The 12,329-nt window shown below is 62.3% G+C and carries 13 protein-coding genes; 6 read left to right on the forward strand and 7 right to left on the reverse strand.

The features are described from left to right. Positions 1–39 precede the first annotated feature (39 nt). Positions 40–1,314, reverse strand: coding sequence for a cytochrome P450 (locus KMZ29_RS05845; RefSeq protein WP_215622842.1), 1,275 nt, complete (start codon positions 1,312–1,314; stop codon positions 40–42). Positions 1,315–1,347: 33 nt separating this feature from the next. Beyond that, positions 1,348–2,619, reverse strand: a complete 1,272-nt coding sequence (locus tag KMZ29_RS05850; protein WP_215622843.1) for a cytochrome P450 — start codon at positions 2,617–2,619, stop codon at positions 1,348–1,350. A 246-nt stretch (positions 2,620–2,865) separates the two neighbouring features. Between KMZ29_RS05850 and KMZ29_RS05855 the strand changes: the two genes are divergently transcribed. Then, positions 2,866–4,038 (forward strand): isovaleryl-CoA dehydrogenase, encoded by a 1,173-nt coding sequence (locus KMZ29_RS05855; protein WP_215622844.1) that lies wholly within the window; start codon positions 2,866–2,868, stop codon positions 4,036–4,038. Between the two features lie 47 nt (positions 4,039–4,085). On the opposite strand, the gene KMZ29_RS05860 is transcribed toward KMZ29_RS05855, so the two are convergent. The 3 genes from KMZ29_RS05860 to KMZ29_RS05870 all read right to left on the reverse strand — a co-directional run bounded on the left by KMZ29_RS05860 (position 4,086) and on the right by KMZ29_RS05870 (position 5,741). Continuing rightward, positions 4,086–4,853 (reverse strand): DUF2927 domain-containing protein, encoded by a 768-nt coding sequence (locus tag KMZ29_RS05860; protein ID WP_249779837.1) that lies wholly within the window; start codon positions 4,851–4,853, stop codon positions 4,086–4,088. Between the two features lie 118 nt (positions 4,854–4,971). Beyond that, entirely contained in the window at positions 4,972–5,544 is a 573-nt protein-coding gene (locus KMZ29_RS05865) for a L,D-transpeptidase (RefSeq protein WP_215622846.1), read from the reverse strand. Continuing rightward, positions 5,544–5,741 carry a hypothetical protein gene (locus KMZ29_RS05870; protein ID WP_215622847.1) on the reverse strand — a complete coding sequence of 66 codons (198 nt, stop codon included), beginning with the start codon at positions 5,739–5,741 and terminating at the stop codon, positions 5,544–5,546. The genes KMZ29_RS05865 and KMZ29_RS05870 overlap by 1 nt, the downstream gene beginning before the upstream one ends. Positions 5,742–5,767: 26 nt before the next feature. On the opposite strand from KMZ29_RS05870, the gene KMZ29_RS05875 reads away from it, so the two are divergent. The 3 genes from KMZ29_RS05875 (at position 5,768) to KMZ29_RS05885 (ending at position 9,383) form a co-directional block, all read left to right on the forward strand. Next, complete coding sequence (locus KMZ29_RS05875; RefSeq protein ID WP_215622848.1) at positions 5,768–7,312, forward strand: acetolactate synthase large subunit; 1,545 nt, start codon at positions 5,768–5,770, stop codon at positions 7,310–7,312. Between the two features lie 180 nt (positions 7,313–7,492). Further along, positions 7,493–7,996: a hypothetical protein gene (locus tag KMZ29_RS05880; RefSeq protein WP_215622849.1), complete on the forward strand. Its 504-nt coding sequence runs from the start codon at positions 7,493–7,495 to the stop codon at positions 7,994–7,996. Between the two features lie 127 nt (positions 7,997–8,123). Continuing rightward, positions 8,124–9,383, forward strand: a complete 1,260-nt coding sequence (locus KMZ29_RS05885; protein ID WP_215622850.1) for a sensor domain-containing diguanylate cyclase — start codon at positions 8,124–8,126, stop codon at positions 9,381–9,383. A gap of 88 nt (positions 9,384–9,471) precedes the next feature. On the opposite strand, the gene KMZ29_RS05890 is transcribed toward KMZ29_RS05885, so the two are convergent. Beyond that, a complete protein-coding gene (locus KMZ29_RS05890) occupies positions 9,472–9,990 on the reverse strand; it encodes a PAS domain-containing protein (RefSeq protein ID WP_215622851.1) in 519 nt (172 codons plus the stop codon). Between the two features lie 540 nt (positions 9,991–10,530). Between KMZ29_RS05890 and KMZ29_RS05895 the strand changes: the two genes are divergently transcribed. Beyond that, on the forward strand, positions 10,531–10,776 hold the full coding sequence (locus tag KMZ29_RS05895; protein ID WP_215622852.1) for a PilZ domain-containing protein: 246 nt from the start codon (positions 10,531–10,533) through the stop codon (positions 10,774–10,776). Between the two features lie 43 nt (positions 10,777–10,819). Continuing rightward, positions 10,820–11,542 carry an HAD family hydrolase gene (locus tag KMZ29_RS05900; protein WP_215622853.1) on the forward strand — a complete coding sequence of 241 codons (723 nt, stop codon included), beginning with the start codon at positions 10,820–10,822 and terminating at the stop codon, positions 11,540–11,542. Between the two features lie 37 nt (positions 11,543–11,579). Here KMZ29_RS05900 and KMZ29_RS05905 read toward each other — a convergent pair whose 3' ends face one another. After that, positions 11,580–12,326, reverse strand: coding sequence for an endonuclease/exonuclease/phosphatase family protein (locus tag KMZ29_RS05905; RefSeq protein WP_215622854.1), 747 nt, complete (start codon positions 12,324–12,326; stop codon positions 11,580–11,582). Between the last annotated feature and the right edge of the window lie 3 nt (positions 12,327–12,329).

The following is a 12,329-nucleotide window of genomic DNA, read 5'->3' on the forward strand; positions in this document are numbered from 1 at the left end:
GGATAGGCTGCTCAAAGCCGGCGATCAAGGCCGGTCTGTTCATGCAGGTATGCGTACCGGCAACGACTCGATGCCCCTGACGAAGCTGGAATAGACCCGCTTCGGCTCGCCGACCACCTCGATGCGGTCGAACCGCTTCAGCATCTCCTGCCACACGATCTTCAGTTGCAATTCGGCGAGCCGCATGCCGACGCAGCGATGGATGCCGAAGCCGAACGACAGATGGGTGCGGGGCCGGGCGCGGTCGATGATGAACTCGTTGGGGCTCTCGATGCCCTCCTCGTCGCGGTTGCCCGAGACGTACCACATCACCACCCGGTCGCCCTTCTTGATGGTCTTGCCGCCGAGTTCTGTGTCGACCAGCGCGGTGCGGCGCATATGCGCCAGCGGCGTCTGCCAGCGGATCACTTCCGGCACCATGCTGTCGATCAACGCCGGATTGTCGCGCAGCTTCTGGTACTGGTCGGGGTGCTCGTTCAGGGCCAGCACCGAGCCGCTCATGGTGTTGCGGGTGGTGTCGTTGCCGCCGACGATCAACAGGATGATGTTGCCCATCAGGTTGTCGGGATCCATGTAACGGGTGGCGTCGTTGTGCGCCATCATCGAGATCAGGTCGTTGCGCGGCTCGGCGTTGACGCGCTCGTTCCAGAGCTTGGTGAAATAGGCCCGGCACTCGTCCATTTCCTGGCGCCGCTGCTCCGGCGAATTCACGACGCCGCTCTTGGGCAGCGCAGTCGAGACATCCGACCAGCGCGTCAGCTTGCGGCGTTCCTCGAACGGGAAATCGAACAGTGTCGCCAGCATCTGTGTGGTCAGTTCGATCGACACCCGGTCGACGAAATTGAAGGTCTCGTTGCGGGGCAGGGCGTCCAGCACCTTGATGCTGCGCTCGCGGATCAGCTTTGCGAGTTCGTCCAGATGTGTCGGTGTAAACATCGGCGACACCGTCTTGCGTTGCGCCGAATGCTTTGGCTGGTCCATCGCGATGAAGCTCGGCCAGTCATAGCCAACCGGGGCGTCGCGGATGTTGATGCCGCCGAGCGCCGCGTCGGACGAGAAGATGCCGTGATTGGTGTCGACATGCATGATGTCGTTGTACTTGGTGACCGACCAATAGGGCTCGATCGGCGCATTGGTGCAGTAGTGCACCGGCTCTTCCTTGCGCAGCCGTTCGAACCAGGGCCACAGCGTATCGTTCTGGAACAGCCGTGGCGCGCCGGGATGAAAGTCCTTCAGCGGCGTGGAATAGGCCTCTTCGCGCGCCAGGCGCTGAAGTTCGGCTTTATCGGCTTTCACGGATGTCTGAATATTCATTGTTGATCGATCCCAAATGGAAGCAGTCGGAAATCAGCCGGCAATCCGCACCGGCAGGGTCTCGTAACCCTTGACGAAGCTCGAATACACCCGCTTGGGCTCGCCGACCACCTCAATATTGTCGAAACGCTTGAGGATTTCTTCCCAGATGATTTTGAGTTGCAGCTCGGCCAGCCTGATCCCGACGCAACGGTGGATGCCGAAGCCGAAGGAGAGGTGGGTGCGCGGCCGGGCCCGGTCGATGATGAAGTCGTAGGGGCGGTCGATGATCTCCTCATCGCGGTTGCCCGAGACGTACCACATCACGACCTTGTCGCCTTTTTTGATCTGCCTGCCGCGGAATTCGAAGTCCTCCAGCGCAGTCCGGCGCATATGCGCCAGCGGCGTCTGCCAGCGGATCACCTCCGGCACGAAACTGTCGATCAGATCGGGATTTTCGCGCAGCTTCTTGTACTGATCCGGATTCTTGTTCAGGGCATAGACGCTGCCCGACAGCGTGTTGCGGGTGGTGTCGTTGCCGCCGACGATCAACAGGATCAGGTTGCCGAGGAAATTCTTCGGGTCCATGTCGCGGGTGGCGTCGCTGTGCGCCATCATCGACAACAGGTCGCTCTTCGGCGGCTGGTTGATGCGCTCCTTCCAGAGCCCGGCGAAATACGTCGCGCATTCCAGCAGTTCGACCTGGCGGTCTTCTTCGGTCGCGACCAGGCCGTCCGGACCGGGAAGCGTGGTGGCGATGTCGGACCAGCGCGTCAGTTTGCGGCGGTCCTCCCAGGGGAAGTCGAACAGCACCGCGAGCATCTGCGTGGTCAGCTCGATCGAGACCTTGTCGACCCAGTCGAACACCTCGTTCTTCGGCAGGTTGTCGAGGCACTCCGCCGAGCGCTTGCGGATATTGATCGCGAGCTGGTCGAGATGCGTCGGCGTGAACATCGGCGCCACGGTCTTGCGCTGCGCCGAGTGGCGCGGCTGATCCATGGCGATGAAGCTTTCGCGGCGCAGGTCGGGCGCGACGTCGCGGATGGTGATGCCGCCGAGGGAAGCCGCCGACGAGAACACCGCATGGTTGGTCTCGATGTCCATGATGTCGTTGTATTTGGTCACCGACCAGTACGGCCCGAACATGCTGTCCTTGCAGTAATGCACCGGGTCTTCCCGGCGCAGCCGGTCGAAATACGGCCAGAACGAATCGGTCCGGAACAGTTCGGGCTGGCTGACGTCGATTTCTGCAAGCGGAACGGACCATGCCTTGTCGGAAGCGGCCCTCAGATGGGAATCCCCGGCATGATCGATTGTTCCGTGCATCGGACCTCTCCTTGTTATTCCGTCATCCCGTCGAGACCTCCGTGATTGGCTCCGGAGGGCGATTATTGGGCGAATTACATCCCGTTGCGCGCGCCAGAGCAAGGGCGAGTTTGCCGCAATCCGCCGCGTGGCATGCCAAGCGGGCGGAAGGCCCCTTCTCAGCATCTTTGGCCCGTGACAAGGTTATTTCCAAAGAATAAGGCTCTGCGTCAGCACCAGTGCCATTTGCCCGGAGGCAGCCCGACCATGATCCCCAACGCGTATCGGATTTTCAATTTCGATCTCGGCGAAACCGCGGACGCCATCCGCGAAACCGTGCATGCTTTCTCGTCCAACGAGATCGCGCCGCGCGCCGCCGAAATCGACCGCAGCAACCAGTTTCCCCGCGACCTGTGGCCGAAAATCGGCGCGCTCGGCCTGCACGGGATCACCGTCGAGGAGGAGTATGGCGGATCGGGCTTGGGCTATCTCGAGCATTGCATCGCGGTCGAGGAAATGTCGCGCGCCTCGGCGGCGGTCGGGCTGTCCTATGGCGCGCATTCGAACCTGTGCGTCAACCAGATCCGCCGCAACGGCAGCGAGGCGCAGAAGCGGAAATATCTGCCCAAGCTGATTTCGGGCGAACATGTCGGCTCATTGGCGATGTCGGAGCCGGGCGCCGGCTCCGACGTGGTGTCGATGACGACCCGCGCCGAAAAGAAGGGCGACCGCTTCGTCATCAACGGCAGCAAGATGTGGATCACCAACGGCCCGGTCGCCGATACGCTGGTGGTCTATGCCAAGACCGATCCCGGCGCCGGTCCGCGCGGCATGACCGCCTTCATCATCGAAAAGGGCATGAAGGGGTTTTCCACCGCGCAGAAGCTCGACAAGCTCGGCATGCGCGGTTCCGACACCTGCGAGCTGGTGTTCGACAATTGCGAAGTGCCGGAAGAAAACGTGCTGAGCGAGGTCGGCCGCGGCGTCAACGTGCTGATGTCCGGCCTCGATTACGAGCGCGCGGTGCTGGCGGCGGGCCCGCTCGGCATCATGCAGGCGTGCATGGACGTGGTGCTGCCTTACGTGCACGAGCGCAAGCAGTTCGGCCAGCCGATCGGCACCTTCCAGCTGGTGCAGGGCAAGATCGCCGACATGTACACCACGATGAATGCGTCCCGCGCCTACGTCTATGCGGTGGCGAAGGCCTGCGACCGCGGCGAGACAACGCGCGAGGATGCCGCCGGCGCCATACTCTATGCCGCGGAAAAGGCGACGCAATGCGCGCTCGACGCCATCCAGTTGCTCGGCGGCAACGGTTATATCAACGATTATCCGACCGGCCGCCTGCTGCGCGACGCCAAGCTCTACGAGATCGGCGCCGGCACCAGCGAAATCCGCCGCATGCTGATCGGGCGCGAGCTGTTCGAGAAGTCGGCTTGATCTCGTCGTCCCTGCGAACGTTCGCAGGGACGACGCGTCGAGACTTCCTACTCCGTCAGTCCGTTCACCTTCCTCACCCACCTTCGCACGTCCACCAGCACCGCGGGCAGGACTTCCTTGACCTCTGCCACCGTCATGCCGGCCTTGATGCGCGGGTCGTACAAGAGGTTGAGGATGTACTGGTCGTAGACGTCGAAGAAACCCATCGAGACGCTGTCGTTGAACATGGTCCACGGCACCGTGGCGGTGTCGTTGATCGGCCCCAGCGACTGCAGCAGCTCCTCATAGGCGCAATCGAAAAAGGTGAAATCGCCATTGTCGACCGTAATGATGACGTCGGAATGCTCGATCTCGAATTGTTCATTCTTGCGAAAGCCGGACAGGCACTGCGGATCGAGTGAGCCGCGAATCTCGCGGGCCCTTTCGCTGCCGTAGAATGTCGAAATGGTGCGATTGAGATCGCGGTCGCGCACCAGCTTGACCCGAACATTGGCGCCGTCGCCGGTGTCGGCCATGGCGATATCGAGATGCTGAACCCGCCTGGCGATATCGGCGACGATCTTCGTCAATTGGGCCTTTCGATCCGACCGGTTGCCGTCGGCGAACACGCGCACCGGCGTTTGATATTTCCGGATGCGATCGACCCGGCCGGCGAGATGGTATTCGGCGCCGAAGGCGGTCTTGAGGAAGCCGTCGACGATCTCGCTGTCGGTGAAGATCTTCCTTTCGGCGCGCTGACGCGAGGCGATCGCGGGAATTTCGGCCGACGCAACGGGCGGCCAGGCGACGGCCTCAAACCCGATGCCGGCTAGCATGACCGCAACTATCCGGAGAAAATGCCAAGACCAGTCGAGAGCGCTCATCCTGGTGACGCTGCAGCAATCGGAGCGGGCGCGCAAGGCTTGATCGCGCGCCCCCGGCGCAGATACCCGTCTAGTTCTTCACGACCACCGGGGTGCCGACGGAAACCCGGCTGTAAAGGTCGGTCACGTCGTCGTTGGTCATGCGGAAGCAGCCGGAGGACACCGCCTGGCCGATCGTCTCCGGCTCGTTCGAGCCGTGGATGCGGTAGAGCGTCGAGCCCAGATACATCGCCCGTGCCCCGAGCGGGTTGTCGACGCCGCCGGCCATGTGGCGCGGCAGATCGGGCCGCCGCCTCAGCATCTGCGAGGGCGGCGTCCAGCTCGGCCATTCCTTCTTTGCCGAAATGCGGTGGGTGCCCGACCAGCGGAAACCGTCGCGGCCGACGCCGATGCCGTAGCGTAGCGCCTGGCCATTGGACAGCACGAGGTAAAGCCGCCGCTCGGCGGTATCGATGTAGATGGTGCCGGGCGCATAATTACCGGAAAAGCTCACGGTCTGCCGCCGAATCGGGCTGGAGCCGCCGACGCTGAAATTGGGTCCGCCGCCCATGATATCGCGTATGTCGAAACCCTGGGCCTGGGCATGACCGGCGCCCGTCAGCAATGTCGTAGCCGCAACCAGCAAAGCAAAAGCCCGGACCATTATCTTCCCCGCAAAAATCCCGTTCCCGGCGCGACAGGCCACAATTGGCGCAGTTTCGCAAGCAACGAGCCCGTGAGCGCCTGATTTTCAAACACGGCGGTTAAAAAAGCACCCGCTTGTTGCGCGATGGCAGCAATGTCCGCGTAACCTTTGACGAAACCCGCCAGGAATGATTGATCCTCAAGGAGATGCTTCAAGAAACGATCGCGAACGGGAGTGAATGATGAACGGTGCGGAAAGTCTGGTGCGGACATTGGTCGCCGGCGGCGTTGACGTCTGCTTCGCCAATCCCGGCACCTCGGAGATGCATTTTGTCGCCGCACTGGACCGGGTCGAGGGCATGCGCTGCGTGCTCGGCCTGTTCGAGGGCGTGGTGACGGGCGCGGCCGACGGCTATTTCCGCATGAAGGGCTCGCCGGCTTCCACCCTGCTGCATCTCGGCCCCGGCCTCGCCAACGGCCTTGCCAATCTGCACAACGCCAAGAAGGCGAATTCCGGCATCGTCAATATCGTCGGCCAGCACGCGGTCTATCATATCGGATTTAACGCGCCGCTGACCTCCGACATCGAAGGCCTGGCGCGGCCGATGTCGTCCTGGGTGCGGACCTCGCCGGATGCGAAATCGGTCGCCAGGGACGGCGCCGCCGCGATCGCCGCGGCCAAGAGCTCTCCGCCGCAGATCGCCACGCTGATCCTGCCCGCCGATACCGCATGGAACGAGGCCGATGGCATCGCCCAGGTGCCGGAGGAATCCCAGCGCGTCAGCTATTCGTCGCAGGCCGTCGACAATGCCGCGAAGGTGCTGCGCGGCGGCGCGCAGACGCTGTTGCTATTGACCGGCAATGCGCTGACCGAGCAGGGCCTGGCGCTGGCGGCACAGATCGCCGGCAAGACCGGCTGCAAGGTGATGGGCCAGACCTATAATCCGCGGATGGCGCGCGGGCGGGGGCGGTTCTCGATCGACCGGATCCCTTACGTGATCGAGCAGGCGCTGCCGATCCTGAAGGATTTCAAGCATATCGTGCTGGTCGAGGCCAACGATCCCGTGGCGTTCTTCGCCTATCCGAACAAGCCGAGCCTGCTCAAGCCGGAGGGCTGCGAGGTCCATCGCATGACCTCGGGCGGCGAGAACTCGGTCGCGGCCCTGGAGGCGCTGGCCTCGGCGCTCGGCGCCAGGCCGCAGGATGCAAAACCGCAGGCCCTGGTCGAGCTGGTGAAGCCGACCGGCGCGCTGACGCATGCCTCGATCGCGCAGGCGATCGCGATGGCGATCCCGGAAAACGCCATCGTGGTCGACGAATCCGTCACCACCGGCCGCGGCTTCTTTCCGCCGACCGCGGCGGCTCACCAGCACGACTGGCTGCAGAACATGGGCGGCTCGATCGGTTTCTCGACGCCGGTCGCGACCGGGGCGGCGGTGGCCTGCCCGGACCGCAAGGTGATCTGCATGGTCGGCGACGGCAGCGCGATGTACACGCTGCAGTCGCTGTGGACGCAGGCCCGCGAAGGCCTCAACGTCCTCACCATCGTGTTCGCCAACCGCATCTATCAGATCTTGCGCGGCGAATTCGACGGCGTCGGCGCCGGCGAGCCCGGTCAGCGCGCCCAGGACATGCTCAGGATCGACCGCCCCACGCTCGACTGGGTCGCACTCGCCAAGGGCATGGGGGTTCCCGGCCGCGCGGTCACCACATCGGACGAATTCGTCAAGGCGCTGGCCGAAGGCGTCGCCGAACAGGGACCGCGGCTGATCGAAGTCCAGATGTAGAGGGCGGAAGGCGCGATCGACTTGCGGCGCTCGTCATGGCCGGGAGGACATAGGCGAGCGTTCTTCGAACGGCCAAGCCCGGCCATGACGGAACTGCAAATCGCCTTTAAGTTGTCAGAGAGTCCGAAAAAGCTCGATGCATTTCCGGTCAGGCGCTAAGGTGTCGCTGTCGGAGGCCACATGCAAGGCGAGTTGAACAGGGTTGTAGCCGCGCTTCGGGCATTCTATGCGGACGAGGCCTTTCTGTTCGCGAAGGACGTCGGCGAGCGCACGCTGACGCACCGGCTGGCGGTGCACCTCGAAAAGCAGTTTTCGGGATGGAACGTCGATTGTGACTACAACCGGCTCGGCGAGCGCAGGCTGCGAATGCCGCATGGCACGATCGTCTCGACCGACGACGAGTTCGGAAAGTCCGTCTATCCCGACATCGTGGTGCACCAGCGCGAGATTCCCAACAATCTGCTCGCGATCGAAGTACGCAAGACATCCAATCATCAGCCGCCGGATCACGATCGGCACAAGCTCCGCGCGCTGACCGATCCGCATTTGTGGTTCGCCTACGGGATCGGGCTCTATCTCGTGCTGGGAAAGACGAGTGTCGCCTCGGACGTCTATGTCGGTGGAGTGGTCGACCAGGCCCAATCGGCCTGGCTGGCCGGGCGGCTCGGGGATATCGGGCTGTAGTATGAAGCCAAACGGCGGAGCTGAACATCAGGATCATCAGCCATTTTTAGAGCTTTAGAGCCTCAATTCACTGAAAGTTAGCTCTTTCGTTCAATCCTGCCCATTGATCCCAGTGGACCAGGCAGCGATGGCAGACGAGCTTGCTGATACCGACAAGGTACGGGAACGGGTGGATGCGTACGCCGCCTGGGTCACGCAGCTGCGAAGCGGCGGATCGGTTCCTGAACTCCATCCTGACAGTTCCGATCCGTTGGCCCGGCTCGCCCGGGAACTGCAACTCCTCGCAGACACGCTGGCTCGGCGGGAGCGGGAGCTCCGGCAGCTGTTCGATCTGGTCGAGACTGTGGAGCAGGGCGTGTTGGTGGAAGACGTCCTGAGCCGCATCTTCGATGGCTTTGCCGGGTTGATCCCGTACGAGCGTATCGGCTGCGCGTTTCTTTCGGGTGATGGCATTCACCTGACCGCTTACTGGGCCCGTTCGAAGCTTGGGTCGGTCCAGGTCTCGGCGGGATACTCCCGGCCCCTGGCCGGTAGCAGCCTGGAGCAGATACTGCTCACGGGCCAGCCACGTATTATTAATGACCTGGAAAGCTACCTGGAAGCCAAGCCCGAGTCGGATTCAACCCGGCGGATCGTTCTGGAAGGGGGACGTTCCAGTCTTACCTGCCCGCTGATCGTTGACGATCGGCCGATCGGATTCCTGTTCTTCACAAGCCGCGAAAAGAATACCTATCGGGACGTGCACCAGACCATCTTCCGGCAGATAGCAAACCAGATTTCGCTCGTCATCGACAAGAGCCATCTCTACCAACAGATGATCGAGCGCAACCGCCAACTGGTGGAGGAAGGGCGAAAGCTCGAAGAGTCCGCAAGCCATGATGCCTTGACGGGAGTGCTCAACCGCGGCGCCATCATGCGGCTGGCGGAGCGGGCCTTCGCAGACGCAGCCAAGACGCATAAATCGGTTGGAATGATCATGGTCGATATCGATCATTTCAAGCGTATCAACGATACCCTGGGACATGCAGCGGGGGATGCAGCCCTGAAGGAGGTGACGCGCCGCCTCACGGGAGCACTTCGCCAAAGCGATCAACTCGGCCGGTATGGAGGCGAAGAGTTTCTGATCATCATCGTGGACGCCACGTTTGAAACCATCAGCAAGACCGCCGAACGCCTGCGCCAGGCCATTGCCGTCTCACCTGTCGACCTCGGCAGCGAAGGCAGGACCATCACGGCAAGCTTTGGCGTGGCGATTTCAGGCGGCGCCACCAACTCGGCGCAGGACGTGATTGCCGCTGCGGATCGCGCGCTCTACGCTGCGAAGAACAGCGGCCGGAACCGTGTCGTGTTCGACAATCCGGATTTGGGCATCGCCGCGGCGCGGTGATGGCGTCAGGTGGCGGCAACTTCGCCGTCGATGCCGCTTTCCATGACCGTGCGATCGCCACCTCCTGGCATGGCAATTCGGTCGCCTGCTATAGTTTGATGATTTGTCCGCTCGTCACGTCGCTCGCGTCGAAACCGTTTTCCTCGCTGAACAGCGTGATGACGCCGACGATTCGCTCGACATGGGAGCCGTCGCAGGTGAAGGGCAGCAACAGCCGCTCATATCTGATGATCGGGCCGTCATCTTTGCGCACCGCCGTGAAGCTGAAGGATGGCTGTCGACTGGCCACCACCCGTCTGTAATGTTCGAGCGCTTGGTCCCTGATCGCCGGCGACAGGGTTTCGTCGAGGAACTGCCCGACGCGTCTTTCCGGGTACATGCGTTCGAACTGTGCCCCGCTCTTGACGATACGAAAGCGTGGCCCCGAATCGGTGTGGACCACCTCGCAAATTGAAAGCTTGTCGACCGATCGCGAAATGTCCTCGGCCGCCAATGTACTGAATTGAGGAAGCTCTTGAGAACCGCGCAGCCGCTCCCATAGCTTGAGCAACGACACCTGTTGGACGCAACGCATGCCCTGTGACGTGAATTGATCGTGGTAGCGCACTGGAAATCCATCCATTCAAAATGACGATCAAAAGCGATCGGTGAATCCGTCAATGAAATCTTGGAATCGCAACGGGCCGGGACGGCGGGAGACTAGTGGAAGTTTGGCGCCGTTGCCATAAGTGTGGACGGTTTTTTGCAGCAAAACGATCCGGCCGAAACCGCACCGTCACGGAAGGCGACATCGCCGCCGCCTGAATCCTTTGAAGTTCGTCGCGCCGCCCGACCCTTCGGACGGTCTCCGCAAGTCTCCGTAAACGACTTCGAGCTACACAATAGTTCGGGGTGCGGAGTTAACGTGGCTGTCGATCCGCTATCCCTTCTCAAACCAAAATAGCCGCTGCTGCGTTCTTCGGACCGCAGCAGCGGCTTTTTTCCGTTGAAGCGGGACTGCGACCGCTGCTGTTTCAATATGGAATTGATCGGTCGCAATTTGCATGCATCATGGTAGATGGATTGCGTTGGGGGCAGTCGCTACTGCGGGTCAGTCGCAACTGCGCGCGAGCGGTCGCTGTAACATTTATTATATCGGACGAAGGCGATGGATGAGGGACGGAAGGCGGTAAGACACCGCGTATTGAAGGCTGGAACGATAACGTTCGGCGGCGGCGCGGGCATCTCCTGCACGGTTCGCAACCTTTCAGAGGCAGGCGCTGCGCTCGACGTCATCAGTCCGGTCGGAATCCCCCAGCAGTTTGTTCTGGTCATTGAGGCCAATGATTTTACCCGGCCGTGCCGTGTCGTCTGGCGAAAGGAACGCCGGATCGGCGTTACGTTCGAAGGCTGAGGCATGTCGCACCGCCCCGCTGTCTCGGGAAAAACCATCGCACATGGCGCAATCCGGTAAGGTCGGGCCAATCCGTGCGATCCTGTTCGACAAGGATGGCACCCTCGTCGACTTCCAGCGCAGCTTCGGCCCGGCGGTTCGGGAGGTGATGCAGCATCTTTCAGGCGGCGACCGCGCCGCCTACCAGCGGCTGGTGGCGGCGAGCCATTTTGTCGAAGACGGCCAGCGGTTGCTGCCGGATTCTCCGCTCATCGCCGAGCCGACCAGCGTCTATGGCGTGCTTTGGGCGACGGCGCTCGGGCGGCCTGCGAATACGGCGTTGTTTGCCGAGATCGATCGTCTGCTGTGCGACGCGACCACCCGGCATCTGACGGCGATCGGCGATCCCAGGACGCTGCTGACCTCGCTCGCCGCGCGGGGCTATCGGCTCGGAATGATCACCAACGATGCCGAAATCACCGCGCGCGCTCACGCGCACAAGCTTGGCCTGGATGAAGTTCTGCAGTTCGTCGCCGGATATGATTCCAGCTTTGGCGCCAAGCCGGCCCCCGGACCGGTTCTTGCCTTCGCGCAGGCCGTCGGTGTAGCTGCTTCGGAAATCGCCGTCGTCGGCGATTCCGTTCACGACCTTGCCGCCGCCCGTGCAGCCGGCGCTGTGGCCATCGGTGTCCTGACCGGCCCGGCGCCGTCAGCAATCCTTGCTCCCTATGCCGATGCAGTCCTCGGCTCACCCGCCGAATTGGCGGCGTGGCTCGATGGCCGTTGAATGTTCATTGACGCGCGCGCCGGCCGGAAACCCGGCGTCAGGCGCGGCTCCCAAGCCCGGAAAAGGTCGCGACAACGATATTGTGATCCGACAGGCCATCCGCGGGGAAGACGGAAACCTTCGCTTCCAGCGCGACGGACGAGCAGAAGAAATCGATCGGCGGCCGGCCATGGTCCTCGAGGTAGGTCCTTTCGGTGCTGGAATAGGAATAGGGCAGGGTCTGCCTTAACTCCGCAAGATCGCTGCTCGATGGTTCTACATTGAAATCGCCGCACAGGATCAGCGGCCCTTGCGCTGCAAGCGGCCGCAGCATGCCGGCAATCTTCCCGGCTTGAGATCGCCGCACGGCAGACGACGACCAGTCTGCGGTGGCGGCGAGATGGGTGTTGCCGATGAACGCCGGCCGCTCCAACGCCAGCGCCGCGACCTGCAGGATGCGTGGCTCATTTTCAGCATCGACGGCTGAACCGGTGCTCGCCGGACCCAGTTGAAACGCGGCCGTTCGGGACAGCGGAATTCTGGATAGGATCGCGAGCCCATAATATTCCGGTTTGCCGCCGCCCAACTCCTCCGGCACGAGCGCAGGCGTGAAGTGCCAGCAATAGCCGGATGCATTTCCCGGCCCGCGGCCAAACAGGACCGGCAGGTCAGCCGCCGGATCGAGCGATACTTCCTGCAACGCACAGATATCGATATCCAATTCCGCGATCTTTGCAGCAACCGCATCGTAGTTCTGGTTCGACGCCATATTCCACGTGGCAATTCGGAGGTTCTTCGCGCTCACAGT

This window comes from Bradyrhizobium sediminis, from assembly GCF_018736085.1.
Taxonomy (GTDB): Bacteria; Pseudomonadota; Alphaproteobacteria; order Rhizobiales; family Xanthobacteraceae; genus Bradyrhizobium; species Bradyrhizobium sediminis.

Excerpts from the sequence above, each read along its gene's own strand:
- KMZ29_RS05865 (WP_215622846.1), bottom strand. The coding sequence starts at position 5,544 with ATGGTCCGGGCTTTTGCTTTGCTGGTTGCGGCTACGACATTGCTGACG.
- KMZ29_RS05875 (WP_215622848.1), top strand. The coding sequence starts at position 5,768 with ATGAACGGTGCGGAAAGTCTGGTGCGGACATTGGTCGCCGGCGGCGTT.
- KMZ29_RS05860 (WP_249779837.1), bottom strand. The coding sequence starts at position 4,853 with ATGCTAGCCGGCATCGGGTTTGAGGCCGTCGCCTGGCCGCCCGTTGCG.
- KMZ29_RS05845 (WP_215622842.1), bottom strand. The coding sequence starts at position 1,314 with ATGAATATTCAGACATCCGTGAAAGCCGATAAAGCCGAACTTCAGCGC.
- KMZ29_RS05895 (WP_215622852.1), top strand. The coding sequence starts at position 10,531 with ATGGATGAGGGACGGAAGGCGGTAAGACACCGCGTATTGAAGGCTGGA.
- KMZ29_RS05900 (WP_215622853.1), top strand. The coding sequence starts at position 10,820 with ATGGCGCAATCCGGTAAGGTCGGGCCAATCCGTGCGATCCTGTTCGAC.
- KMZ29_RS05880 (WP_215622849.1), top strand. The coding sequence starts at position 7,493 with ATGCAAGGCGAGTTGAACAGGGTTGTAGCCGCGCTTCGGGCATTCTAT.
- KMZ29_RS05885 (WP_215622850.1), top strand. The coding sequence starts at position 8,124 with ATGGCAGACGAGCTTGCTGATACCGACAAGGTACGGGAACGGGTGGAT.
- KMZ29_RS05850 (WP_215622843.1), bottom strand. The coding sequence starts at position 2,619 with ATGCACGGAACAATCGATCATGCCGGGGATTCCCATCTGAGGGCCGCT.
- KMZ29_RS05855 (WP_215622844.1), top strand. The coding sequence starts at position 2,866 with ATGATCCCCAACGCGTATCGGATTTTCAATTTCGATCTCGGCGAAACC.